General features: G+C 64.3%; 19 protein-coding genes and 1 tRNA gene. 14 read left to right on the top strand and 6 right to left on the bottom strand.

Annotated features, from left to right (window positions below):
* The first annotated feature begins 7 nt into the window (after positions 1-7).
* The 5 genes from F3J45_RS13045 (at position 8) to F3J45_RS13025 (ending at position 4,553) form a co-directional block, all read left to right on the top strand.
* Entirely contained in the window at positions 8-1,918 is a 1,911-nt protein-coding gene (locus tag F3J45_RS13045) for an ATP-binding cassette domain-containing protein (protein ID WP_167062858.1), read from the top strand.
* A gap of 352 nt (positions 1,919-2,270) precedes the next feature.
* A complete protein-coding gene (locus F3J45_RS13040; RefSeq protein WP_167062856.1) occupies positions 2,271-2,903 on the top strand; it encodes a LysE family transporter in 633 nt (210 codons plus the stop codon).
* Between the two features lie 179 nt (positions 2,904-3,082).
* Complete coding sequence (locus F3J45_RS13035; RefSeq protein ID WP_167062853.1) at positions 3,083-3,541, top strand: aminoacyl-tRNA deacylase; 459 nt, start codon at positions 3,083-3,085, stop codon at positions 3,539-3,541.
* Between the two features lie 61 nt (positions 3,542-3,602).
* Complete coding sequence (locus F3J45_RS13030) at positions 3,603-3,845, top strand: DUF2789 domain-containing protein (RefSeq protein WP_167062850.1); 243 nt, start codon at positions 3,603-3,605, stop codon at positions 3,843-3,845.
* Between the two features lie 69 nt (positions 3,846-3,914).
* Positions 3,915-4,553: an NADH:ubiquinone oxidoreductase subunit N gene (locus tag F3J45_RS13025; RefSeq protein ID WP_167062847.1), complete on the top strand. Its 639-nt coding sequence runs from the start codon at positions 3,915-3,917 to the stop codon at positions 4,551-4,553.
* Positions 4,554-4,560: 7 nt separating this feature from the next.
* On the opposite strand, the gene F3J45_RS13020 is transcribed toward F3J45_RS13025, so the two are convergent.
* From F3J45_RS13020 to F3J45_RS13000, 5 genes are all read right to left on the bottom strand, one after another.
* Entirely contained in the window at positions 4,561-4,998 is a 438-nt protein-coding gene (locus F3J45_RS13020; RefSeq protein WP_167062844.1) for a CBS domain-containing protein, read from the bottom strand.
* Positions 4,999-5,217: 219 nt separating this feature from the next.
* Complete coding sequence (locus F3J45_RS13015; protein WP_167062841.1) at positions 5,218-6,948, bottom strand: dipeptidase; 1,731 nt, start codon at positions 6,946-6,948, stop codon at positions 5,218-5,220.
* 137 nt (positions 6,949-7,085) lie between these two features.
* A tRNA-Arg gene (locus F3J45_RS13010) sits at positions 7,086-7,162 on the bottom strand.
* Positions 7,163-7,269: 107 nt separating this feature from the next.
* Positions 7,270-8,133, bottom strand: coding sequence for an ABC transporter ATP-binding protein (locus F3J45_RS13005; protein ID WP_167062838.1), 864 nt, complete (start codon positions 8,131-8,133; stop codon positions 7,270-7,272).
* Positions 8,130-9,632 carry an ABC transporter permease gene (locus tag F3J45_RS13000; protein ID WP_205300498.1) on the bottom strand — a complete coding sequence of 501 codons (1,503 nt, stop codon included), beginning with the start codon at positions 9,630-9,632 and terminating at the stop codon, positions 8,130-8,132. The genes F3J45_RS13005 and F3J45_RS13000 overlap by 4 nt, the downstream gene beginning before the upstream one ends.
* 399 nt (positions 9,633-10,031) lie before the next feature.
* Here F3J45_RS13000 and F3J45_RS12995 point away from each other — a divergent pair, with 399 nt between their 5' ends.
* Both F3J45_RS12995 and F3J45_RS12990 read left to right on the top strand, forming a co-directional pair.
* Entirely contained in the window at positions 10,032-11,069 is a 1,038-nt protein-coding gene (locus F3J45_RS12995) for an ABC transporter substrate-binding protein (RefSeq protein ID WP_167062835.1), read from the top strand.
* 31 nt (positions 11,070-11,100) lie between these two features.
* Complete coding sequence (locus F3J45_RS12990) at positions 11,101-12,006, top strand: TauD/TfdA family dioxygenase (protein ID WP_167062832.1); 906 nt, start codon at positions 11,101-11,103, stop codon at positions 12,004-12,006.
* Positions 12,007-12,104: 98 nt separating this feature from the next.
* Here the strand turns inward: F3J45_RS12990 and F3J45_RS12985 are convergent, their stop codons facing one another.
* On the bottom strand, positions 12,105-13,019 hold the full coding sequence (locus F3J45_RS12985) for a LysR family transcriptional regulator (protein ID WP_167062829.1): 915 nt from the start codon (positions 13,017-13,019) through the stop codon (positions 12,105-12,107).
* 193 nt (positions 13,020-13,212) lie between these two features.
* Here F3J45_RS12985 and F3J45_RS12980 point away from each other — a divergent pair, with 193 nt between their 5' ends.
* The 7 genes from F3J45_RS12980 (at position 13,213) to F3J45_RS12950 (ending at position 24,549) form a co-directional block, all read left to right on the top strand.
* On the top strand, positions 13,213-15,549 hold the full coding sequence (locus F3J45_RS12980; protein ID WP_167062826.1) for a TonB-dependent receptor: 2,337 nt from the start codon (positions 13,213-13,215) through the stop codon (positions 15,547-15,549).
* 18 nt (positions 15,550-15,567) lie between these two features.
* On the top strand, positions 15,568-17,244 hold the full coding sequence (locus F3J45_RS12975; protein ID WP_167062823.1) for an aryl-sulfate sulfotransferase: 1,677 nt from the start codon (positions 15,568-15,570) through the stop codon (positions 17,242-17,244).
* 418 nt (positions 17,245-17,662) lie between these two features.
* Positions 17,663-19,105 (top strand): NADP-dependent succinate-semialdehyde dehydrogenase, encoded by a 1,443-nt coding sequence (gene gabD, locus F3J45_RS12970; protein ID WP_167062820.1) that lies wholly within the window; start codon positions 17,663-17,665, stop codon positions 19,103-19,105.
* A gap of 189 nt (positions 19,106-19,294) precedes the next feature.
* Entirely contained in the window at positions 19,295-20,572 is a 1,278-nt protein-coding gene (gabT, locus tag F3J45_RS12965) for a 4-aminobutyrate--2-oxoglutarate transaminase (RefSeq protein ID WP_167062817.1), read from the top strand.
* A 137-nt stretch (positions 20,573-20,709) separates the two neighbouring features.
* Positions 20,710-22,014: a response regulator gene (locus F3J45_RS12960; protein ID WP_167062814.1), complete on the top strand. Its 1,305-nt coding sequence runs from the start codon at positions 20,710-20,712 to the stop codon at positions 22,012-22,014.
* Positions 22,015-22,326: 312 nt separating this feature from the next.
* On the top strand, positions 22,327-24,021 hold the full coding sequence (locus tag F3J45_RS12955; protein WP_167062811.1) for a ShlB/FhaC/HecB family hemolysin secretion/activation protein: 1,695 nt from the start codon (positions 22,327-22,329) through the stop codon (positions 24,019-24,021).
* Positions 24,022-24,030: 9 nt separating this feature from the next.
* Entirely contained in the window at positions 24,031-24,549 is a 519-nt protein-coding gene (locus F3J45_RS12950) for a toxin-activating lysine-acyltransferase (RefSeq protein ID WP_167062809.1), read from the top strand.
* Positions 24,550-24,566: the final 17 nt, after the last annotated feature.

The following is a 24,566-nucleotide window of genomic DNA, read 5'->3' as shown; positions in this document are numbered from 1 at the left end:
GACCACTATGATCAGACTATCCAACCTCACTTTACAGCGTGGTCCGCAGCGCTTGCTAGAAGGCGCCGAGATGACCCTGCACGCCGGTCACAAGGCCGGCCTGATCGGCGCCAACGGCGCCGGAAAATCCAGCCTGTTCGCCTTGCTGCGCGGTGAGCTGTCGCCCGATGCCGGCGACTGCCAGCTGCCCGGTGACTGGCGCATCGCCCACATGCGCCAGGAGGTCGACACCCTCGACCGCCTGGCAGTGGACTATGTGCTCGACGGCGACGCCCGCCTGCGCAAGGTCCAGGCCGAACTCGCCGTGGCCGAGCAGGCCCACGACGGCACTGCCCTGGCCCGCCTGCACAGTGAGCTGGAAGTCGCCGACGGCTATACCGCCGATGCCCGCGCGCGCAAGCTGCTGGCCGGCCTGGGCTTCACCAACGAGCAGATGGACCGCCGTGTCGGCGACTTCTCCGGCGGCTGGCGCATGCGCCTGAACCTGGCCCAGGCGCTGATGTGCCCGTCTGATTTGCTGCTGCTCGACGAACCCACCAACCACCTGGACCTCGATGCGATCCTGTGGCTGGAGGACTGGCTCAAGGGTTACCCGGGCACGCTGTTGCTGATCTCCCACGACCGCGACTTCCTCGACGCCGTGGTCGACCACGTGCTGCATGTGGAGCAGCGCAAACTCAACCTGTACAAGGGCGGCTACACCGCCTTCGAGCGCACCCGTGCCGAACGCCTGGCCCAGCAGCAGCAGGCCTACGAGAAGCAGCAGGCGCAGCGCGCGCACATGGAAAAGTACATCGCCCGCTTCAAGGCCCAGGCCACCAAGGCCCGCCAGGCGCAGAGCCGGATCAAGGCCCTGGAACGCATGGAAGAGTTGTCGGCGGCGCACGTGGATTCGCCGTTCGACTTCGTCTTCCGCGAGTCGCAGAAGATCTCCAGCCCGTTGCTCAGCCTGTCCGAAGGGCGCCTGGGCTATGGCGACAAGGCCATCCTCGACAAGGTCAAGCTGCAGCTGGTGCCCGGTGCGCGCATTGGCCTGCTGGGCCCTAACGGCGCCGGCAAGTCGACCCTGATCAAGAACCTGGCCGGTGAGCTGGAGCCGCTGTCGGGCCGCCTGGTACGCGGCGAGAACCTGGCCGTGGGCTACTTCGCCCAGCACCAGCTCGATTCGCTGGACGACAAGGCCAGCCCGCTGCTGCACCTGCAGCGCATTGCCCCGGCCGAGCGCGAGCAGACCCTGCGCGATTTCCTTGGCGGTTTCGACTTCCACGGCGACCGTGTCGACGAGCCGGTGGTGAATTTCTCCGGCGGTGAAAAGGCTCGCCTGGCCCTGGCCTTGATTGCCTGGGAACGGCCGAACCTGCTGCTGCTCGACGAACCGACCAACCACCTGGACCTGGAAATGCGCCTGGCGCTGACCATGGCCCTGCAGGAGTTCGCCGGGGCTGTGGTGGTGGTTTCCCACGACCGTCACCTGCTCAAGAGCACCACTGACGATTTCCTGCTGGTGGCTGACGGCAAGGTCGAAACCTTCGATGGCGACCTCGACGACTACAGCCGCTGGCTGGTCGAGTACCGCCAGCGCAGCGCGCCTGCCAGCAGCGCCCCGGCCAACCCGGACAAGACCGACAAGAAGGCCCAGCGCCAGGCGGCCGCGGCCTTGCGCCAGCAACTGGCGCCGCACAAGAAGGCGGCGGATAAGCTCGAAGCCGAGCTCAACCAGGTGCATGCGCAACTGGCCGAAGTGGAGGCAGCGCTGGGTGACAGTGGCGTCTACGAGGCGGCGCGCAAGGATGAGTTGCGTGACCTGCTGGCGCGCCAGACCAAGCTCAAGCAGCGCGAAGCGGAGCTGGAGGAGGGCTGGATGGAAGCCCTGGAAACGCTGGAAAGCATGCAGGCTGAGCTTGAGGCGTTGTCCTGAGCCTTTGATGGTTCACACCCGCCGACGCTGAACGTGGTAGGAGCGAGCGCAGCTCGCGATAGGCTGCAAAGCAGCCCCGGCATCATGTGCCGCGAGGCTGAAAACCCGGGGCCGCTGCGCGCCCCATCGCGAGCTGCGCTCGCTCCTACCAGGCCGGCGCAAACCCTGTAGGAGATCACCCAGCCCCCACGGGCTGCGCTGTCGCGCAGGGAACAGTGCCAGCAGCCGCGCCGCAAACCCTGTAGGAGCGGGCTTGCCCCGCGAAGAGGGCGGTACTGGAAAAATTCGCTGGTTATTTTTTCGCCAACCCTTTAGCTTAACGTTTTGCAACAATTGTTGAGCGAGGTGTGTGATGTCGATGGAAGTGTGGTTGGGCTTCTTTGCCGCGTGCTGGGTAATCAGCCTGTCGCCGGGTGCCGGGGCGATTGCCTCGATGTCCAGCGGGCTGCAGTACGGTTTCTGGCGTGGCTATTGGAATGCCCTGGGCCTGCAACTAGGCCTGATCGTGCAGATCGCCATTATTGCTGCCGGCGTCGGCGCCATTCTGGCGGCGTCCGCCACCGCCTTCCAGGTCATCAAGTGGTTTGGCGTCGCTTATCTCGTTTACCTGGCCTACAAGCAATGGCGTGCGCTGCCGATGGAAATGGCCGACGAGTCTGGCGTGCGCCCGATCGGCAAGCCGCTGAGCCTGGTGTTCCGTGGCTTCCTGGTCAACGTCAGCAACCCTAAGGCGCTGGTGTTCATGCTCGCGGTGCTGCCGCAGTTCCTCAACCCGCACGCACCCCTGCTGCCGCAGTACATTGCCATTACCGTGACCATGATCAGCGTCGACATGGTGGTGATGGCGGGCTATACCGGCCTTGCGTCGCGGGTGCTGCGCCTGCTGCGCACGCCCAAGCAGCAGAAACGCCTGAACCGCACATTCGCCGGGCTGTTCATCGGCGCCGCCACCTTCCTTGCCACCCTGCGCCGGGCGCCGATCTGACAGCCTGCCGCCAGGCCGTTCGCTGGGCAGGTGCAAGCACACTTGCCCGGCGAAGGCCCAAACCCCGTTCCCCCAGTTCACCTGTCGTCACCTCAAGAGGCCCTGCCATCGAAGTTTGGCCATGCCCAGCCGCCCAAGGCCTAAAATAGGGTGTTGGGGGGCAATAGCGGAGGTGCAACATGCGTATGGCCAAAACCCTGCAGCGGCGCCTGGACCAGGCCAACTGCGATTACGACATCATTCCCCATCCACACTCGGCCACCAGCCTTGAGTCGGCGCGCACGGCCGGTGTACCTGCCGAGCGGGTTGCCAAGTCGGTCATGCTCGACGACCGTCACGGCAATTACCTGATGGCCGTGCTACCGGCCAACCGCCACATGGACATGAGCAAGGTGCGCATGTCCGGCGCCTGGCAGCTCACCCGCGAAAGCGCCTTGCCGATGCTGTTCGGCGATTGCGAGCGTGGGGCCATTCCGGCAATGGGTGATGCCTACCAGATCAGGATGCTGCTCGATTCGAGTCTTACCCGCCAGGGCGATGTCTACCTGGAGGCAGGTGACCACGATCACCTGATTCACATGAGCATGGAGCAATATCTCAAGCTGGTGCCGCACGCCGAAGTGCGCGAGCTGTGCTGATGTGCTCCAACCAACGCCGGGCGGGCATCGTCGATGGCCTGCCCGGCACACAGGAGGAAACATGGAAGCGCCGATCCATCCCTTTGCCGAACTGTTCAAGCAACTGGGCTTGCCCGACGATGCCGTGAGCATCGACCAGTTCATTGCCAGCCACTCGCCGCTCAAGAATGAGATCAAGCTGGTGGATGCGCCGTTCTGGAGCGAGCCCCAGCGCGCCTTTCTCAAGGACAGCATCATTGAAGATGCCGATTGGGCGGTGCCTTTCGATCAACTCAACGAGGCCTTGCGCCGCCCCCGAAAATAAAGTGCCCAGCGGCACCTGACGAGTGATTGGCCGTTGCTATGCTCAGGAAAACAATAAGGGGATAGCGTGATGAAAGATCCCTACGCACCAGGTTTCTGGTGCTCCGTGACAGTCCTGGGCACCCTGACGGCCGGTTACTTCTACGGCATCCGCCACACCCAGCAGATGAACCAGGCGGTGCAGTTCCTCTACGCCGCTGCCGCGGTGACCGCGGCGGTCGCGTTGCTGGGGCTGACCTGGATCGCCTGGCAGCAGTTGCACCTGAACAAGCGCGAGGTGATCCAGGGGCGAACGTTGCTCACCATCTGGAACACCAAGGTTGCGCTGCGCCGCGTCGAGACGGTGTTCGACCGCTACTTCTGGGGCAGCTACTGGCACTCCGGGCGTACCTTCGAAGAAGTGATGGGCGAACTCAAGGGCACCCCGCTGGAGCAAAGCCTGGATGCGCTCAAGCACCAGTGCCGGGCACTGGACCGGGAAATCCACGACCACCATCACCACTGGCTGGCCAACGCCCGCGACCTCTCCAGCGTGGCCACGGCAATGGCCCGCGAGCGTTATCAGTTGGACCTGTGCGAGCCGTCGAGCAGCGGCCAGGGCAACACCGCCGTGCTCAACCGTGACCTGGAAGTGCTGGTGTACACCTGGTCGGCGCGCCTGCGCAGCTTCGACCATCAGCTGGACGAGCTGGAGCGCGCCTACCACTGAGGCGCGGTCATTCGCCGCGAATGTACTGCTCCATCTGCTGGATCAGGCTGGCCTGTTCGGCGATGGTTTCCTTGACCAGGTCGCCGATCGACAGCAGGCCGAGCAGCTGGCCGTTGTCGACCACCGGCAGGTGGCGCAGGTGGCGGTCGGTCATCAGGTTCATGCAGAAATCGAGCTTCTGCTTCGGCTCCACCGTCACCACCGGCGCGCTCATGATCTCGCGCACCGGCGTTGCCGCCGAAGAGCGGCCCTTGAGTACCAGCTTGCGCGCATAGTCGCGCTCACTGACGATGCCCACCACCTGGTTGCCCTGGACCACCGGCAACGCACCCACGTTTTTTTCCGCCAGCACTTTCAGGGCGTCGAGCACCGAGTCATCCGGGCCGATGGTGTACACGGTCTGGTGCTGGGACTTGGTCTTGAGGATTTGTTCGACGGTCTTCATACGAGCCTCTGCGGGTGGAAAAGACGAACGCTTAACGTAAATAAAGCATCCGGCACGCAGGCCTGCACGGCAATGCAGGAAACGGCATCGAGTCGATTGAAAAACGTCATGGACGTTCTGTAGGAGCGGGCTTGTCCCGCGAACACCGGCGCAGCCGGTGCCATGCCCCGCGTCGTTTGCTTCGCGGGGCAAGCCCGCTCCTACAGGATCGTGTGTCGATCAAAGCTTGGGCATCTGCCCAATCCGCGCCACCATCTCGCTCACCACCTGCAAGTCGAGCATGAACTGCTCCACGGTCTTGAACTCGTTGTCGTTGTGCCCGGTGTATTTCACGTCCGGCATGGCCAGGCCGAACTGCACGCCGTTGGGCAGGTCATGCACCGAGGTGGCGCCGGCCGATGTGCCGAATTCGTGCTTCATGCCCAGGTTCTCGCTCGCCACGTCGAGCAGGGCCTTGACCCACTCGCCCTCGGGGTTGCGGTACATCGGTTCGTCCAGGCTGTAGTCGAACGCTACCGACGTGTGGCTCTGGCGGGCCCAGTTGCCGAGTTTTTCGGCCAGCTGGTCCTTGAGCGTGGCGAGCGGCTTGCCCTTGGGAATGCGCAGGTTGACCGCCAGTTTCAGGCCTTTGTCATCCACGCCCACGAACGTCAGCGAGGTGGTCAACGGGCCCATGAAGCTGTCTTGGAAACCGATGCCCAGCTGCTTGCCCAAGTAATCCAGCCCCCAGTTTGCGCTGGCATAGCGGGCGGCATCGGTGAACTGGTTGCGCTTGAGCGGCACCTGCGGGCCCAGGCCGTCGAGGAAACCGAGCATGCGCGCCACCGGGTTGACGCCCGACTGCGGCTCGGAAGAGTGGGCCGATATGCCGGTTACGGTCAGCAGTACCTGCTTGCCCTGCACCTTGGCGTCGATGCGGAAGTCGTTGCCGTTGCGCTTGACGTAGTCGGCGCCGGCCGCTTCCAGGCGCTTGGCCAATGCCGCTGGGTCGTCGGCCAGCAAGGTCGCCACCGAGGTGGTGGGGATCTGGTTGGTGGCAAGCCCGCCCGTGAGGTTGACGATTTCAGCGCCTTTGCCGCTGGCCGGGCGCTTGCTGAAGCTGGCCATCACCGTGCCGTAGCCTTTTTCGGCGATCACCACCGGGTAGCCGCCGTCCAGGGCGAGGTTGTAGTCGGGGGTAGGGTTGCGTTCGAAGTAATACGGGATGGCGTCGCCGCTGGTTTCCTCGGTGGTGTCGATCAGCAGCTTGAACTGCCGGGCCAGCGGCAGGTTTTCGTCCTTGGCCACTTTCAGTGCATACAGCGCCACGATGATGCCGTTCTTGTCGTCTTCGGTTCCGCGGCCGTACATGCGGTCGCCCACCAGGGTGACCTTGAACGGGTCGAGTTGGGTGCCATCGGCCAGTTTCCAGTTGGCGGGGTTCACCGGCACCACGTCGGCGTGGGCATGGATGCCGACCACTTCCTTGCCTTCACCGAGCGAGATCTCGTACACGCGGTTGTCGATGTTGCGAAATGCCAGGCCAAAGCTGTCGGCCAGGGCCTTGATCTTGCCGGCGATCTTGAGGAATTCGGGGTTTTCGTGCTGCGGCACGCCGTCGACGGCGAAGGTCGGAATGGCTACCAGCTCGCGCAGGTTGTCGGTGGCGGCCTTGGCGTACTTGATGCGGGTGTACAGGCCCAGCAGGCGGTAGACCTCGTTCTGCTGCTCGGGGCTCAGCGCCTTGCCGGCGAGGTAGGCGTCCAGGGTGGCGCCGAGGTTGCCGGCCTTGGCTTGCTCGCTGGCTTTGAGCTTGCCGAGAAACTGCTTGAAGTCGGCCGGGTCGCTGCCGTCGAACGCTTTGACGATGGCCGCCGACTGCTGTTGCGTGAGGTTGGCCTGGGCGGGCTGGGTGAACAGGCCGATGCTGGCCAGCAGAAGCGTGGCGGCGGTGAGTTTGTGCAATGGCATGGCGTGGCGCGTTCCTTCGCAGGCAAATGAAGGGTTCACGCTAACACCATTGGCCCTGGCACGGGAGGGTGCCGAACGCGACATGTCGCACAAATGACCAAAACGACAAAGCCCGCACAAGGCGGGCTTTGGAGGTATGGCGCACTCGGCGGGATTCGAACCCACGACCCCTGCCTTCGGAGGGCAGTACTCTATCCAGCTGAGCTACGAGTGCAACGCGGTGGCATCATACCGATCTCAGTTGGTGGCGTCCATCGCCTTGATATGTGGCTGTTTTTCCATGCCAGCCGATACCGCCGCCTGCGCGGGGCAAGCCCGCTCCTACAGGGCAATCAACTCTGGCCTCAAGCCCTCGACCCGCCGTGCCGGTGGCGGCAGGTAACCGCCATCGCCGGTAATCTGATGCAGCACCTTCTCGCGCAGCCCATGCAAGGCTACCCCGGTACGCAGGCGCGGGTGCGGCAGGTCGATTTCCACCACCGACTTGATCCGCCCGGGGCGCGGCTCCAGCACCACCACCCGGTCTGCCAGGTACGTCGCCTCCTCGGCATCGTGGGTCACCAGCAACGTGGTAATGCCCGCCCGCTCGCGAATGGCCAGCAGCTCGTCCTGCAGTTGCTGGCGGGTTAGCGCATCCAGCGCGCCGAAGGGTTCGTCGAGCAACAGAATGCGGGGGCTGGCCACCAGCCCACGGGCAATCGCCACACGCTGGGCCATGCCGCCAGACAGTTGGTGCGGGTAGGCCGACTCGAACCCCACCAGCCCCACCAGTTGCACGAACTCATGCACGCGGCGGGCGCGTTCGCCCTGGGTCAGGTGTTCATTGACCAGGCCCAGGGCAATGTTCTGCTCCACCGTCAGCCAGGGAAACAGCCGGTGCTCCTGGAACACGATGCCGCGTTCACCGCCAATGCCACTGACCGCCTGGCCGTCGACACGGATGCTGCCGCTGTAGTCGGTGTCCAGCCCCACCAGCAGGCGCAGCAGGGTGGACTTGCCACACCCCGAGGCGCCGACGATGGCGATGAACTCGCCTTCGTTGATCGACAGGTTGAAGTTGCGGATGGCCTCCAGCGGCTGGCCATCGACGCTAAACACCTTGCCGACCCCTTCGAAGGTCACCAGCGCAGGGGTGGTGTCGGCCTGGTTGGCGGCGAGCAGGTGCGAGGTATTGAAGGCATTCATGCGGTTCTCCAGCGCGTGGCGCGCGATTCGAGGCGTTGGCCCACGGTGCCGAGCAGGGCCCCGACCAGGCCGATCAGGAGCATGGCGGCCATCACCTGGTCCATGCGAAACAGCTGCTGGGCGCCGATCATCAGGCTGGCGATGCCGCCGTCCGAGGGCATGAAGTATTCGGCGCCGATGGTGCCCAGCCAGGCATAGATCAGCGACAGGCGCAGGCCGGCGAATATCGCTGGCGCTGCGCCCGGCAGCACCAGCAGGCGCAGGCGTTGCCAGAGGTTCAGGCGCAGGGTGCGGGCCGCTTCGGCCAGTTGCGGCGACAGGCCGGCAATGCCGCGCTGGGTGGCGATCAGCAGCGGGAAGAACGCCGCCAAAGCGACGAACACGTGCTTGGCGCCTTCGCCCAGGCCGAACCAGGCGGTAAGCAACGGCACCCAGGCGAACAGGGCAACCTGGCGCAGGGCCGACAGGCTCGGCCCGAACAGGCGCTCGGCCTTGTGCGAAAGGCCCAGCAGCAGCCCGGCCAGCAAGCCGGCGCCGCCGCCCAGGGCCAGGCCGGCCAGGGTGCGTTGCAGGCTCAGCAGCATGGCTTGGGGCAGCGAGCCATCAGCCAGGCCGCTGAACAGGGTGCGCAATACGTCCAGCGGCGAGCTGAGGATATTCGGGTCGACCCAGCCAAAGCTGTTGCTCGCCTGCCACAGCGCCACCAGCGTCGCTGGCAGCAACAGGCTTTGCCAGCTGCGTGGCAGGGGCCCGCGCTGCTGTTCGCCGGTGGCCGGTTGCGGCCAGTACAGCAGGCGTTTTTCCACGGCTGAGAAACCACGTTCGAGCAGCGCGCCCACCAGGCCGATCACCAGGATGCACAGCAGCACCAGGTCGAGCATGAACAGTTGCCGGCCCCATACCATCAGGTAGCCGATGCCCTCGCTGGAAGCCAGCAGTTCCACGGCCAGCAGTGACGTCCAGCCGGTGGCCAGGGCCAGGCGCACGCCGGTGAGGAAAGCGGGCAGGGCGGCCGGCAGCAGCAGGCGCAGGAACAGCAGGTGGCGGGGCAGGCGCAGCGCGGCGGCGGCTTCGCGCAGTTTCGGCTGGGCGTCCCGCACCCCCACCAGGGTATGCAGGGTAACCGGCACGACCACCGCTTTCACCAGCACCACCAGCTTGAGCAGTTCACCAATGCCGAAGAACAGCATGAACAGCGGAATCCAGGCCAGGGTTGGGATCTGCGCCAGGGCCACGAAGGTGGGCAATACCAGCGTTTGCGCGTTGCGCGAGCTGCCCAGCCAGGTGCCCAGCAGCAAGCCGCTGGCCACCCCTGCCAGCAGCCCCCAGAACAGCCGCTGCAAGCTTATCCACAGGTGCCCCCACAGCTCACCAGAGCCAAACTCCAGTGCGCTTTGCCACACCAGCGAAGGCGCCGGCAGGATCTGCTCGCTCATCCAGTGCAGCCGGCTCGCCACAACCCACAGCAGCGCCACCCCCACCGGTACCAGCCAAGGCAATACCCGCCCCAGCAATGCGACGCCCCCTTTGTAGGAGCGGCCTTGCGCCGCGAATGGGCCGCGTAGCGGCCCCCCGCGATTGCTGCTCAGAACTCCATTCACCGGCCACCCCTCAAACCATTCCAATGTTATTCACTTATGGAATTAAAAAATCCACCAAGTGGCATTCAAGAGATAAGAGCATGCAGCCCCTGCATACGGAAGCCCCTTCGCATTGCGTTTTCCTCATATTTTCCATGCGTTCCCCGCAAGCCCCCCGGCAAGCCGCATACCGACTGATTTATGCCTTCCAGTTACTAAAAAATGAGGTTTTGATCTTTGTAGCTTCTAACCATTACTGCCTAGCTTCTGGCCAAAGCGCCGGCCATCGCCGGTGGCAGCCTGCCAAGGAGCCTTGCCATGAAAACCCCGCTGCGCCACCTGATCACCGCCCTTGGGCTGGCCTTCACCCTCGGTGCCCACGCCGCCGAGCCGGCCAAGCCGCAGAGCATTCGCATTGCCGTGCCCGACCTCAGTGCCGGCAGCAAGCCCAGCGCCGCTGGCGTGGTCGACGTGCTGCGCGACCAACAGTTGCTGGAGAAGGAATTTGCCAAGGACGGCATCCGCATCGACTGGCATTTCTTCAAGGGCGCAGGCCCGGTGGTCAACGAAGCGCTGGCCAACGGCCAGGCCGACTTCGCCTACCTGGGTGACCTGGCCGCCATCGTCGGCAAGGCCAATGGCCTGGATACCCGCGTGCTGTCAGCAGGCGTGCGTGGGGTGAAAAGCTACCTCGGCGTGGTGCCGGGCTCTGGCATCAAGACCCTGCACGACCTCAAGGGCAAGCGCGTGGCGGTGTTCCGCGGCACCGCCAACCAGCTGTCGTTCGCCAGTGCCCTGGCCAGCCAGGGCCTGTCCGAGCGCGACCTGAAAGTAATCAACCTGGACTTCAACGCCGCCAACGCGGCCTTGGCGGCCAAGCAGATCGACGCCACCTGGGGCCTTTCCAACCTGCTGTCGCTGCGTGAGCGCGGGCTGGTCGAGCTGCCAGTGAATTCCCGCGACTTGCAGGGCGCCGGCAGCACCCAGGCGGTACTGCTGGGCACCGGCGACTTCATTCGCAAGTACCCCGAGCTGGTGCAGCGCCTGGTCAATGCCCAGGAGCAGGCCACCGCCTGGCTGCGCGACGAACACAACCGCGATGCCTACGTGGACCTGGTGGCAAGCAACGCCAGCTGGCCCCGCAGCATTCTCAGTGACGACCTGGCCAACGAAGACCTGGCCCACTACTTCGACCCGCGCCTGGACGCCGACTTCGTCGCCCAGTTGCAACAAGGCGTCGACCTGGCCGCCCGCGAACGCCTGATTCGTCGCAGCTTCCAGGTTGCCGACTGGATCGAGCCGCGCTTTCTCGATGCCGCGCTGAAACAGGAACAGGCCGTGCAGGCCGCCCGCTGAACCCCCGACCCTCACCGTAAGGACCACGACCATGAGCAATGCCGCACTGGCCACCGCGCCACGTACTCTCGAACTCGACATCCACCCGGTTGCCGGCCGTATCGGCGCCGAAATCCGTGGGGTGAAGCTGTCTGCCGACCTTGATGCCGCCACCGTCGAGGCCATCCAGGCCGCCCTGGTGCAGCACAAGGTGATTTTCTTCCGCAACCAGGTGCACCTGGACGACCAGAGCCAGGAGGGCTTTGCCAAGCTGCTGGGCGAGCCGGTCGCGCACCCCACCGTGCCGGTGGTGGACGGCACCAGTTACCTGTTGCAGCTGGACGGCGCCGAAGGCCAGCGGGCCAACTCCTGGCACACCGACGTGACCTTCGTCGATGCCTACCCCAAGGCGTCGATCCTGCGCAGCGTGGTGGCCCCGGCATCCGGTGGCGATACCGTGTGGGCCAACACGGCGGCGGCCTACCAGGAGCTGCCCGAGCCGCTGCGTGAGCTGGCCGACAAGCTGTGGGCGGTGCACAGCAACGAGTACGACTACGCGAGCCTCAAGCCCGACGTGGACCCGGCGAAGCTTGAGCGTTACCGCAAGGTGTTTACCTCGACCGTGTACGAAACCGAGCACCCGGTGGTGCGGGTGCACCCGGTCAGTGGTGAGCGTGCGCTGCAACTGGGGCATTTCGTCAAGCGCATCAAGGGGTATTCGCTGGCCGATTCGCAGCACCTGTTCGCGGTGCTGCAAGGGCATGTGACACGCCTGGAGAACACTGTGCGCTGGCGCTGGCAGGCGGGTGACGTGGCGATTTGGGATAACCGGGCGACCCAGCATTACGCGGTGGATGACTACGGCACCCAGCCGCGGATCGTGCGGCGCGTGACCTTGGCCGGTGAAGTCCCGGTGGGTGTCGATGGGCAGTTGAGCCGCACCACTCGCAAGGGGTGATATGGGGGCACCTTCGGTGCATCGCGAGCTGTGCTCGCTCCTACCGGGTTGCGCAGGACTGGTAGGAGCGAGCGCAGCTCGCGATGCGCCGAAGGCGCTCAAACGTCGGTATCACAGGCAATCAACTGCCTGACCAACCCCTGCGCCAGCGGCGACAAACCATACCCCACCCGGCTCACCACCCCATAGCGGGTATAGAACGCTTCTTCCTGTTCCGGCAGCAGGTCCACCAGCTTCAATGCCACCAGCCCCCGCTCCATCTGGTAAGGCCGCAAGTTCGCATTGCAGGCAATGCCGATGGTGTCCGAATGCATCACCACGTTCAGCAGCGCATACCCATGCTCGCACTCCACCGTCGGCAGAAAGTCCTGCCGGCCGCTAAGGTCGCTGAGAATCTTGCGGATGTTCGGCGGGCGCATGGTGGTCGCCAGTGGGTAGTCGAACACATCCCGTGCGCGCACCTCGGCCAGCTCGGTCAACGGGTGCCCGGCGCGGCAGCAGAAATGCCAGCGTTGCGGCGCCAGCTTGTGCACCCGGTAGTCCGGGTCGGATTCGAACTGGCGGGTGTCGGCGACGAAGAACTCGATTTCCTCGGCGATCAGCTTGCGGTTCAGCGCCTGCCAGTTATCCACCTGGAAACAGGTGCGCGCCGCCGGAAATTCCGCCACGAAGCGCGCCACCGCCCGCGGCACCAGGCCGCCAGCCGGTGCCGGGCCGGAGCCGAAGCGCACCACGCCAGTGGTGGCGCCGTTGAACTGGTGAATCTCGTTCACCAGGTTATGCGCGCCATGCACCAGCCGGCGCGAATGCTCCAGCACCAGCAAGCCCTGGCGGGTGGGCGAAAGCTCCTTGCTGGCGCGGTCCACCAGGCGGCAGCCGACGTTGTGCTCCAGGGTCTGGATGCTGCGGCTAAAGGCCGATTGCGACAGGTTCACCGCGGCCGCCGCCGCGACGAAACTGCGGTGCTCGACAAGGGCGATGAAGTGGCGGAGCTGGCGGAGATCGATATGCATTTTCTACATGGAAACTTTCGGTGGAATGCAATTGATGAACAGGGTTAGCCCCCTTATAAAGGGTGTTACTTATTCCACAAAATATGAAATGCAAATATTTATATCTCTTAAAAGAATATAAGCCCAACTGACCGCGATTCGGTTCCGCCAACGGAAATGCTCGCCCAGGGCCCATGCCTCAAGGAGCATCTGCATGTTCGGACTTTCCCGTTGGCCTGCGCGCGCGTCGCGTTTCCCCCTGCAACCCCTGGCCGCTGGCGTATTGCTGGCGGCCGCCAATAGCAGCTTTGCCGAAGAGCCCGTCGCTGCCAGCCCGGCCGTGGAGCAGGAAGCCAAGCTTGGCACCGTCACGGTCAACGCCCGCCGCCGCGAAGAAACCGCGCAGAGCGTGCCCACCCCCATCAGCGTGCTTGGCAGCCAAGCCCTGGAAACCCAACGCATCTACCGTGTGCAGGACCTGCAACAGCTGGTGCCCAGCACCAACGTGGCCTATGTGCATGCGCGCCAGTCGAGCATTTCGATTCGCGGCCTGGGCAACAACCCGGCCAGCGATGGCCTGGAAGGCAGCGTTGGCATCTACCTGGACAACGTTTACCTCGGCCGCCCCGGCATGGCGGTGTTCGACCTGCTCGATGTCGAGCAGCTGGAAGTGCTGCGCGGCCCGCAGGGCACGCTGTTCGGCAAGAACACCACCGCTGGCGTGCTGAACATCACCACACGCAAACCCACCTTCCAGCGCGAAGGCAGCATCCAGCAGTCGATTGGCGAAGATGGCTACCTGCAGACCCAGGGCAGTTTCTCCGGGCCGATCAGCGAAACCCTGGCCGGGCGCATCAGTGCCTACCGCAGCGAAGACGACGGCTATGTGAAGAACATCCACAACGGCGACGACCTCAACGGCGGCAAGCGCCAGGGGTTTCGCACCCAGCTGCTGTTCCAGCCGAGCGATACCTTCAACCTGCGCTGGATCGGTGAATACAACGAGGAAGACTCCAACAACGGCATCCTCAGCCTGTACAGCACAGGGCCCACCATCAATGGCGTCAACCGCTATGAAAGCCTGGCAGCCCAGGCCGGCGCCACGCTGGTGTCGGGCAAGGACCGCAAGGTCAACTTCGACGCCGACCAGCAGGTGACGGTGTTCCAGGGCGGCACCTCGGTGGAGGCCAACTGGACCCTGCCCAACGACTTCACCCTGACGTCGATCACCGCCTACCGCTGGTGGGACTTCACCCCGCGCAACGACGATGGCCTCAACGTGCCGGTGTTCTACAGCGCCGGGGTGTCGGTGCGTGACAAGCAGTATTCCCAGGAACTGCGCCTGGCCTCGCCCACCGGCGGTGCGTTCGACTACGTGCTGGGCGCGTACTACTTCAAGCAGGACCTGGACAACAAGTCGTTCACCTATTACGGCTCCCAGGCCGACATCTGGAACATCACCCCGGCCGGCGCCCTGGCCAATGTCGATACCCTCGGCAACGGCCATATCGATACCAACAGCTACGCGCTGTTCGCCCAGGGCACCTGGCACGCCACCGACCGCCTGGACTTCACCGCTGGCATTCGTGGCACCTATGAAGAGAAAAGCGCCTGGGTCACCCGTGATGCACCCACAGGTGGCGCAGCGGTAACCGGTGCCGCCGCCACGGCGCGCCAGGCCAGGGTAGGGGCCTACGACTCGGGCGACCTCAACCAGTACAGCTTCAGCCCCTCTGGCCTGTTGGGCGTGAGCTACCGCTTCAACGACCAGTTGCTGGGCTACGCAACCCTCACCCACGGCGAGAAGTCTGGCGGCGTGAACCTCACCGTGGGTGCTGCGCCTCGGCTGGGCACCGACTCGCTGCTGGTTGGCACCGAGCGGGTCAACAACGCTGAAGTGGGCCTCAAGAGCACGCTGTTCGATAACCGCCTGCAGTTGAACACCAACCTGTTCTGGGCCGAAGTGCATGGCTACCAGGCCAACGTCTACGACCAGGTCAACCGTGTGCAGTACCTGGCCAACGCCGGCAGCGTGCGCTCGCGCGGCCTTGAGTTCGAAGCCACGGCGCTGCCGATTCGTGGCCTGACCCTGAACTTCAACGGTTCGTGGAATGACGTGCGCTACCTCAAGTACGACGACGCGCCATGCCCGGCGGAAGTCAGCCTGGCCAACGCCGCCGCCACCTGCGACTTGTCCGGGCACTCGGTGGTCGGCGCCTCCAAGTACATCGCCAACCTCAATGGTGAATACAAGTGGCAGGCCACCCAGCACGTCGAGCCCTACGTGACCGCCAGCTACGCCTTCCGCTCGAAGGCGGTGGGCACCATCGACGACTCCGACTACGGCCAAATTCCCAGCTACGCGCTGATCAACCTTTCTGCTGGTGTGCGCCTGGACCAGGGTGACGGCGTGGTCGACCTGTCGCTGTGGGTGAAGAACGCCGGCGACAAAACCTATTTCACCAGCCTGTGGAATTCCGCCAACGGCGGTTATGCCGGCGTGCTCGGCACCCCGCGCACCGTGGGCGCCACCGCCCGTTACGACTTCTGAGTAAAAAGGAGCTTTGCCATGAATGCCAAGACCGAAACCCCCGCACTGCCCGAAGGCGCCTGCCTGACGGCCAAGGTGCCAGCGCGCGATGAAGCGCTGCTCGGCGACGTGGTGGTCAACCCGTATCGCCTGGCGCCGCTGACCGCGATCATCCGCGACGGCGGGCGCAGCCTCAGCTCCGCCCATGTGCGCGTGCGCGGCAAGGGCGAGCGCGGGGTAGACATTGTTTATGAAGTGTCCGACCGCTCGCTGTGGACCTACGGCGGCATCCCGGTGTTCGGCCTGTACCCGGACCACGTCAACCAGGTGGAAGTGACCTACAAGCTCGATGGCGAGCGGGTGCGCGAGCAGTACCAGATCTACGCGCCAGCCGTGCGCCTGCCGGTGGTGGCCCGGCAAACCGCTGCACTGCCACAGGTGGAGCCGGTCAAGGTGGCGCCAGGCTTCGAGCAGCGCCTGTACCTGTTCAACCACCTGCAAGGCGACATTCCCGGTGGCCGCGCCTTCAAGTGGAATGCCCTGGGCGGCGCCGCCGAGTGGGACCAGGTGGGCACCAATTGGATTGCCGACAGCAACGGCGACGTGCGCTGGTACTTGGACATCGAGCAGATCCACGATTCCAACCGCCGCGACGGCCTGGGCGGCACCATGGGCTTCCAGCAGACCCGCGACGGCAAGCTGATCTGGGGCCAGGGCCAGACCTATTCCAAGTACGACTTGCTGGGCCGGCGCATCTGGCAGCGCAGCCTGCCGGACAAGTTCGCCGACTTCTCCCATGAAATCCGCGAAACGGCCAACGGCACCTACCTGCTGCGGGTCGGCACCAGCGACTACCGCCGCCCGGACGGCAAGCGCGTGCGCTCGATACGCGACCACATCATCGAGGTCAGCGAGGCTGGGGACGTGCTGGACTTCTGGGACCTGAACCAGATCCTCGACCCTTACCGTGGCGACCTGCTGGAAACCTTGGGCAAGGCGGCGATCCAGCTGCCCGAGGGCGTGACCAAGCAGGATGACCGGCTGGCCAACGAACTGGCCGAGGGCGACCTGCCGTTCGGCGACACGCCGGGCGTGGGCACCGGGCGCAACTGGGCCCACGTCAACGCCATCGACTACGATGCCGATGACGACAGCATTATCGTTTCAGCGCGCCATCAGGGCGTGGTGAAGATTGGCCGTGACAAACAGGTGAAATGGATTCTCGCCTCGCCCCAGGGCTGGCCGCAGCACCTGCAGGACAAAGTGCTCAAGCCGGTGGCCAGCGAAGGCTTCGACTGGTCATGGACCCAGCACACCGCCTGGCTGACCGGCAAAGGCACGCTGACCGTGTTCGATAACGGCTGGGGGCGCGACTTTGCCCCGACCAAGCTCAGCGGCAACTACAGCCGGGCGGTGGAGTACAAGGTCGATGAGGCCAAGGGCACCGTCGAGCAGTTGTGGGCGTACGGCAAGGAGCGCGGCGACGAGTGGTACAGCCCGGTGACCTCGGTGGTGGCTTATCGGGCGGAAACCGATACCCAGTTCATTTATTCCGCTTCGGTGAATTTCCTCACACCGGAAAAGCTTACTACCACCGTGCTCAATGAGGTGCGGCGGGGGACCCAGGAGGTGCTGGTGGAGCTCAAGGTGCATAGCCGGCAGCCGGGGTCTGTTGGCTACAGGGCCCTGGTAATCGACCTGGCCAAGGCGTTTTGATTTTGGTCGCCTGACATAAATTTTGTGTTTGCGCGTCAATCGAGCGCCGCCCGCGCGGCGCATCGCAGGCAAGCCTGCTCCTACATCTGTTTCGGGCCAGTGTTCATGTTACCTGCGCGCGCGGCCCCTTGGCGCACGCCTGTAGGAGCAGGCTTGCCTGCGATGCGCCGCGTGGGCGGCGCTCGATCTTCCAGGCAACAACGATGCCTCGGCGACCCTTCGTCCTTCACATTTCCTTACCCTTGATCGTCTACCCTAAAGCGGCATTTCCAGACAGGGTGTTCAACCATTCGTTCTTTTTTTCGAACAGCCTATTGTCCAACACCCCAGCAGCCGCTTAGCATTCGTTTGAGATTTCAAACGCTCGATGCCCTGCCTTGGGCGCTTTTCAAACAATCAACAATTTCGGGAAGCCGACATGCAGCTCAAAGACGCTCAGTTGTTCCGCCAGCAAGCCTTCATCAATGGTGAGTGGCTGGATGCGGATAACGGTCAGACCATCAACGTGACCAACCCGGCCACGGGTGAAGTCATCGGTACCGTGCCGAAGATGGGCACCGCGGAAACCCGCCGCGCCATCGAAGCTGCCGACAAGGCCCTGCCGGCCTGGCGCGCACTGACCGCCAAAGAGCGCTCGAACAAACTGCGTCGCTGGTTCGAACTGATGATCGAGAACCAGGACGACCTGGCTCGCCTGATGACCACAGAACAAGGCAAGCCACTGGCCGAAGCCAAGGGCGAAATCGCCTACGCCGCCTCGTTCATCGAGTGGTTCGCCGAAGAAGCCAAGCGCGTTTACGGCGACACCATCCCGGGCCACCAGCCAGACAAGCGCCTGATCGTCATCAAGCAGCCAATCGGCGTTACCGCGGCCATCACCCCGTGGAACTTCCCGGCCGCCATGATCACCCGTAAAGCCGGCCCGGCCCTGGCCGCTGGCTGCACCATGGTGCTCAAGCCTGCCTCGCAAACCCCGTACTCCGCCCTGGCCCTGGTCGAGCTGGCCACCCGTGCCGGCATCCCGGCTGGCGTGCTGAGCGTGGTTACCGGCAGCGCTGGCGAAGTTGGCGGCGAGCTGACTGGCAACTCCCTGGTACGCAAGCTGTCCTTCACCGGCTCGACCGAAATCGGTCGCCAGCTGATGGAAGAATGCGCCAAGGACATCAAGAAAGTTTCCCTGGAGCTGGGTGGCAACGCCCCGTTCATCGTGTTCGACGACGCCGACCTGGACAAGGCCGTCGAGGGCGCGATCATCTCCAAGTACCGCAACAACGGCCAGACCTGCGTCTGCGCCAACCGTATCTACGTGCAGGACGGCGTGTACGACGCGTTCGCCCAGAAGCTGGCCGCCGCTGTTGCCAAGCTGAAGATCGGTAACGGCCTGGAAGAAGGCACCACCACTGGCCCGCTGATCGACGGCAAGGCCGTTGCCAAGGTTCAGGAACACATCGAAGACGCCGTGGGCAAAGGCGCCAAGGTGCTGTCCGGTGGCAAGCTGATCGAAGGCAACTTCTTCGAGCCGACCATCCTGGTCGACGTGCCGAAAACCGCCGCCGTTGCCAAGGAAGAAACCTTCGGCCCACTGGCGCCGCTGTTCCGCTTCAAAGACGAAGCCGAAGTCATCGCCATGTCCAACGACACCGAATTCGGCCTGGCCTCGTACTTCTACGCCCGCGACATGAGCCGTGTGTTCCGTGTTGCCGAGGCCCTGGAATACGGCATGGTGGGTATCAACACCGGCCTGATCTCCAACGAAGTCGCGCCGTTCGGTGGCATCAAGGCCTCGGGCCTTGGCCGCGAAGGTTCCAAATACGGTATCGAGGACTACCTCGAAATCAAATACCTGTGCATCAGCGTTTGATCGCACGGTAACCCGTTTCACAGGCTTTACCTCTGCCAGCGGGGCGCGAGAGCGACGTCTCGCTGGCCTTTTTGACATGCAGCACCTGGTGGCCAGGGCGTTTTCGGCAGTCGATCAACGAATACTGTTCGAAGGCGCAGCCAGCCACCCCCGAATAAAAGCGCCGCCACTCGGCGCAATGAGGGCATTATGAGCAAGACCAACGAATCCTTGATGCAACGTCGTGTCGCCGCCGTCCCACGTGGCGTTGGCCAAATTCACCCGATCTTCGTCGAATCGGCGAAGAACGCGACCGTGATCGACGTTGAAGGCCGCGAACTGATCGACTTCGCCGGCGGCATCGCAGTACTGAACACCGGCCACCTGCACCCGAAAGTGGTTGCAGCCGTGCAAGAGCAGCTGACCAAAGTCAGCCACACCTGCTTCCAGGTGCTGGCCTACGAACCCTACGTAGAGCTGTGCGAGAAGATCAACAAGCTGGTGCCAGGCGACTTCGACAAGAAGACCCTGCTGGTAACCTCCGGCTCCGAAGCCGTTGAAAACGCCGTGAAGATCGCCCGTGCCGCCACTGGCCGCGCTGGTGTGATCGCCTTCACCGGCGGCTACCACGGCCGTACCATGATGACCCTGGGCCTGACCGGCAAGGTCGTGCCGTACTCCGCTGGCATGGGCCTGATGCCAGGCGGCGTGTTCCGCGCCCTGTTCCCGAGCGAGCTGCACGGTGTGAGCGTTGACGACGCCATCGCCTCGGTTGAGCGTATCTTCAAGAACGACGCCGAGCCACGCGACATCGCCGCGATCATCCTTGAGCCTGTGCAAGGCGAAGGCGGCTTCCTGCCAGCGCCGAAAGAGCTGATGAAGCGCCTGCGCGAGCTGTGCGACAAGCACGGCATCCTGCTGATTGCCGACGAAGTGCAAACCGGTGCTGGCCGTACCGGCACCTTCTTCGCCATGGAGCAGATGGGTGTTGCGCCTGACCTGACCACCTTCGCCAAGTCCATCGCTGGCGGCTTCCCGCTGGCCGGTGTCTGCGGCAAGGCCGAGTACATGGACGCCATCGCCCCAGGTGGCCTGGGCGGCACCTACGCCGGCTCGCCAATCGCCTGCGCCGCGGCCCTGGCCGTTATCCAGGTGTTCGAGGAAGAGAAACTGCTGGATCGCAGCAAAGCCGTGGGTGAGCACCTGACCACCGGCCTGCGCAAGATCCAGGAAAAACACTCGATCATCGGTGATGTCCGTGGCCTGGGTTCGATGATCGCTGTGGAAGTCTTCGAGAAAGGCACCCACACCCCGAACGCTGCTGCCGTGGCCCAAGTGGTTGCCAAGGCACGTGACAAGGGCCTGATCCTGCTGTCCTGCGGCACCTACGGCAACGTTCTGCGGATTCTGGTTCCGCTGACCGCCGAAGACGCACTGCTGGACAAAGGCCTGGCCATCATCGAAGAGTGCTTCGCTGAACTCGCCTGATGTGACACGTTTCATGAAAAACCCGCCTCGGCGGGTTTTTTTTTGTGCCCAGGAAAGCTCAGGAGCGCTATGGTTGTGGAAGGACTTGCCTTGGAAGCTGCGAAGGACTGTGTGTCAGGGATATTCAGGAGTTGGCCATGAGTGCTGCAGACCCCACCCCACCTAGCGTGTTGATTGTCGAGGGCGACCCCTGGGTACGCGACATGCTGCGGGAAATGCTGCTCAGCGTGCGTTGCGACGCCCGCCTGCAGGTGTGTGCCGACGGCTCGCAGGCGATCAGTGCGCTGTCGAGCAAGCCCGACCTGATCATTGCCGCCCGTGAACTGCCCGCTGGCGACGGCCTGGATCTGCTGCGCAAGGTCCGTAGCCAAACGGAGAAGTCGGCCCTGCCGTTCATCCTGCTGAGCGAGCGCAGCGACCCCGCCAGCGTGAAGGAAACCCTGCGCTTTCATCCCACTGAATACCTGAGCAAGCCGCTGAACTTCGACAAGCTGCGCAAGCGCCTGGAAGTGTTGTTGGTGCATGCCGGCGAAGAGGTGTCGTGCCCGATTCCGGCGTTGCTGCCGGGGGTGAAACTCAGCGACTACCTGGAACAGCGTCGGGCAACTGCTGATGGCGGGCCACTGTTTGCCGATGTGCAGTTGGCGATCAAGCGTGCGCTGAACCCCCAAGGGCTGAACCTCAGGGTGCTGGAGTCAGAGGTGCGTGACGACCCGCAGATCACCGCCGTGCTGATCGCTGCCGCCAACAGCGCTGCCCTGCACCGCGATGCCCCGGCGCAAACCTTGCTGCAGGCGCTGAACAAGTTGGGCAGCACCCAGAGCATGAACTTGATCCTGGGCATGACCCTCAAGCGCAGTGCCCACCTCAGCGACGCGCTGTTGACCCAGCATGCCACCCGGTACTGGAACCTCTCGCTGCACACCGCCGAATACGCCCGCTCGCTGGCGCGCATGCTCGACCTGGACCAGGAGCGCTGCTATTGCGCTGGCCTGCTGCATTCGCTGGGCGACCTGGCGGTGCTGCGCTGCCTGCAGGAATGGCGCCTGGCCGGTGGCGAGCTGGATGAAGACAAGGTGCAACTGGCACTGAACGAATTCGGCGCAGCCTTCGGTTCCGCCCTGCGCACCCGCTGGCGCTTGCCGCTGGGCCTGCGGGAATTGATTGCGGCGATCTACCAACTGGGCGGCGGGGTGTATTCGCGGGAGATCCTGGCGATGAACCTGGCCGGGCAGCTGGCGCGGTTGCCGGCGGACCAGGGGTTGGAGCGGCTGGCCAACGGCAAGACCGCGCGGCTGCTGAAAGTCGGGTTGCCGGAGTTGGGGCGGTTGCGCAAGGTGGAGAATACCGAAGGCAAAGCCGAACCTGTGGCTGAAACCCCGGTGATCGACGTGTTGCCCGAACAACCAGAGCAAGCCGAGCCGCCTGAACCCACTGCCTGAGCCCGCCTTCTAGATCGAGCGCCGCCCGGCTGGCCCATCGCGAGCTGGCGCTCGCTCCTACCGGGTGGGGCGCGTGCCTGGTAGGAGCGAGCAAAGCTCGCGATGCGCCGCGCAGCGGCGCCCATCTTGCCACCACCCGACAAACGGTCAAGATGCGTCAAGCACGACAAAACACGACGTTAACTGTGGGATTTCCCTCACAAATAGCGATATTCCGCTAAATTTCCTCACCACCGCTGCAACTTTTCCTGCTATTGCCCGTCACATCGCGCGATCAGTGCCTTCGCACTTACCGGTCCACAAGGATGTGACATGCCACCACTCGCCATTCGCCTGTTTCTGCTGGCCGCTTGCCTGAGCGCTGCGCAAGCCAGCCTTGCCGCTACCCCGGACGACCCCCTGCTGCGCCAGCAACAACGCGAACGGGCATTGCGCGAGCAGCTTGAAGCCCAGCCCGATGTACGCCTGGAAGCACCCACCGGCGGCCAAGGCCTGCTCCCCAAGCAGGAAACACCCTGCTTCAAGATCAACGACATCCGCCTGATTGGCGATGCCGCCGAGCAGTTCCAGTGGGCGGTAAAGGCCGCCAACCCCAAGGAAGACCCAGCGCTAGGCCGTTGCCTGGGCTCGGCCGGTATCAACCTGACCATGAAGCGCATGCAGAATGCGATCATCGAGAAGGGCTACGTCACCACCCGGGTACTGGCCGAAGCCCAGGACCTGAGCAGCGGTATCCTGGTACTCACCCTGTTGCCAGGGCGCATTGGCGATATCCGCTTTGCCGAAGGCACCAGCCAACGCGCCAACCTGTGGAACGCAGTACCCGCCAAACCCGGCGACCTGCTGAACCTGCGCGACATCGAGCAGGGCCTGGAAAACTTCAAGCGTGTGCCCACTGCCGAGGCCGACATCCGTATCGCCCCGGCCAGCGGCAGCCAGGCCAAGCCCGGCGAGAGCGACGTAATCATCGCCTGGCGCCAGCGTTTCCCAGCCCGCCTGAGCCTGCAGTTGGACAACGGCGGCAGCAAGACCACCGGCAAGTACCAGGGCGCCGTGGCGCTGTCGCTGGACAACCCGCTGAACCTCAACGACCTGTTCTACGCCAGCTTCAACCACGACCTGGGCGGCGGTGAGTCGGGCGACAAAGGCTCCAAGGGCCACACCCTGCATTACTCGGTGCCGTTCGGCTATTGGCAACTGGCAGTCACCAGCAGCGAGTACGACTACCACCAGACCGTGGCCGGGGCGAACCAGAACTTCCAGTACCGCGGCGAAAGCCGCAACAACGAGCTGCGCCTGTCACGCCTGGTGTACCGCGATGCCGTGCGCAAGACCACGCTGTGGAGCAGCCTGTGGACGCGCGCCTCCGACAATTTCATCGACGACACCCAGATCCAGCAGCAGCACCGGCGCATGGCCGGCTGGCAGGCTGGGGTCAACCACCGCGAATTCATTGGCCCGGCCACCCTCGACCTGGGCGCCAGCTACCGCCGTGGCACCGGGGCCCATGGCTCGCTGGAAGCGCCGGAAGACGCCTTTGGCGACGGCTCGGCCCGCTCCAAGATCATCCTCGCCGACGCCCAGTGGCAGGTGCCGTTCGCAGCCTATGGCCAGCGCCTGCGTTACCTGGGCGCCTGGCGTGCGCAATGGAACCGCACCGAGCTGGTACCCCAGGACCGTTTCAGCATTGGCGGGCGCTACAGCGTGCGGGGGTTCGATGGCGAAAACATCTTGTCTGCCGACCGTGGCTGGACCCTGAGCAACGAACTGGGCCTGGCCCTGGGTAACAGCGGGCAGGAACTTTACGCCGGGGTCGATTACGGCGAGGTCGGCGGCAATTCCGCCGATTACCTGGTAGGCCGGCGCCTGGCCGGTGCCGTGGTGGGGGTGCGTGGAGCCTATCGCAACCTCTCCTACGACTGGTCGTGGGGCACACCGCTGAAGAAGCCGGACGGCTTCGAAACCGCCAATTTCACCAGCGCCTTCACCGTCGCGCTGTCGTTCTGAGGAACTGCCATGCGTTTCGACACGTTTGAGATCACAGCCCCCGGGGTGTTCGACGAGCCGTGGAACGAAGCCACTGCCCTGGGCAGTGCCACCTGGCTGTGGATGCATTCTGCCGCGCACCGCGACGCGCCCCTTCACACCTTGTCGAGCCTGTTGCTGCCGGCCCTCAAGCACCGCCAGTTCGTGCTTGGCAGCCAGGGCGGCCAGCCAGTGTTCTACCTGTCGTGGTTGAGCCTGGACGAAGCCGCCGAGCGCCGCTACCTGACCCACTCGCCCATCGAGATGGAGGAGGCCGACTGGTGCAGTGGTGAGCGCCTGTGGGTCAACGACTGGATCGCGCCGTTCGGCCACACCGAAGTGCTCAGCCGCCTGCTGCTCAGCCGCGTGTTCCCCAACAGTTGCGCCCGCGCGCTCTACCACAAGGGCGAACAGCGTGGCCTGAAGATCAAGACCTTCCATGGCATCGGTGTGATCCCCGAACAGGCCCGTGCCTGGTTTGCCGCCCACCCACTGGCCACCTCTGCCTGACCCGCCAACGCAAAGGG

Origin of the sequence: Pantoea sp. Ap-967 (genome assembly GCF_011752565.1) — a bacterium.
Lineage (GTDB): Bacteria > Pseudomonadota > Gammaproteobacteria > Pseudomonadales > Pseudomonadaceae > Aquipseudomonas.
This window is presented reverse-complemented; position numbering and strand designations above follow the sequence as displayed.

Excerpts from the sequence above, each read along its gene's own strand:
- F3J45_RS13045 (WP_167062858.1), top strand. The coding sequence starts at position 8 with ATGATCAGACTATCCAACCTCACTTTACAGCGTGGTCCGCAGCGCTTG.
- F3J45_RS13040 (WP_167062856.1), top strand. The coding sequence starts at position 2,271 with ATGTCGATGGAAGTGTGGTTGGGCTTCTTTGCCGCGTGCTGGGTAATC.
- F3J45_RS13035 (WP_167062853.1), top strand. The coding sequence starts at position 3,083 with ATGCGTATGGCCAAAACCCTGCAGCGGCGCCTGGACCAGGCCAACTGC.
- F3J45_RS13030 (WP_167062850.1), top strand. The coding sequence starts at position 3,603 with ATGGAAGCGCCGATCCATCCCTTTGCCGAACTGTTCAAGCAACTGGGC.
- F3J45_RS13025 (WP_167062847.1), top strand. The coding sequence starts at position 3,915 with ATGAAAGATCCCTACGCACCAGGTTTCTGGTGCTCCGTGACAGTCCTG.
- F3J45_RS13020 (WP_167062844.1), bottom strand. The coding sequence starts at position 4,998 with ATGAAGACCGTCGAACAAATCCTCAAGACCAAGTCCCAGCACCAGACC.
- F3J45_RS13015 (WP_167062841.1), bottom strand. The coding sequence starts at position 6,948 with ATGCCATTGCACAAACTCACCGCCGCCACGCTTCTGCTGGCCAGCATC.
- F3J45_RS13005 (WP_167062838.1), bottom strand. The coding sequence starts at position 8,133 with ATGAATGCCTTCAATACCTCGCACCTGCTCGCCGCCAACCAGGCCGAC.
- F3J45_RS12995 (WP_167062835.1), top strand. The coding sequence starts at position 10,032 with ATGAAAACCCCGCTGCGCCACCTGATCACCGCCCTTGGGCTGGCCTTC.
- F3J45_RS12990 (WP_167062832.1), top strand. The coding sequence starts at position 11,101 with ATGAGCAATGCCGCACTGGCCACCGCGCCACGTACTCTCGAACTCGAC.
- F3J45_RS12985 (WP_167062829.1), bottom strand. The coding sequence starts at position 13,019 with ATGCATATCGATCTCCGCCAGCTCCGCCACTTCATCGCCCTTGTCGAG.
- F3J45_RS12980 (WP_167062826.1), top strand. The coding sequence starts at position 13,213 with ATGTTCGGACTTTCCCGTTGGCCTGCGCGCGCGTCGCGTTTCCCCCTG.
- F3J45_RS12975 (WP_167062823.1), top strand. The coding sequence starts at position 15,568 with ATGAATGCCAAGACCGAAACCCCCGCACTGCCCGAAGGCGCCTGCCTG.
- gabD (WP_167062820.1), top strand. The coding sequence starts at position 17,663 with ATGCAGCTCAAAGACGCTCAGTTGTTCCGCCAGCAAGCCTTCATCAAT.
- gabT (WP_167062817.1), top strand. The coding sequence starts at position 19,295 with ATGAGCAAGACCAACGAATCCTTGATGCAACGTCGTGTCGCCGCCGTC.
- F3J45_RS12960 (WP_167062814.1), top strand. The coding sequence starts at position 20,710 with ATGAGTGCTGCAGACCCCACCCCACCTAGCGTGTTGATTGTCGAGGGC.
- F3J45_RS12955 (WP_167062811.1), top strand. The coding sequence starts at position 22,327 with ATGCCACCACTCGCCATTCGCCTGTTTCTGCTGGCCGCTTGCCTGAGC.
- F3J45_RS12950 (WP_167062809.1), top strand. The coding sequence starts at position 24,031 with ATGCGTTTCGACACGTTTGAGATCACAGCCCCCGGGGTGTTCGACGAG.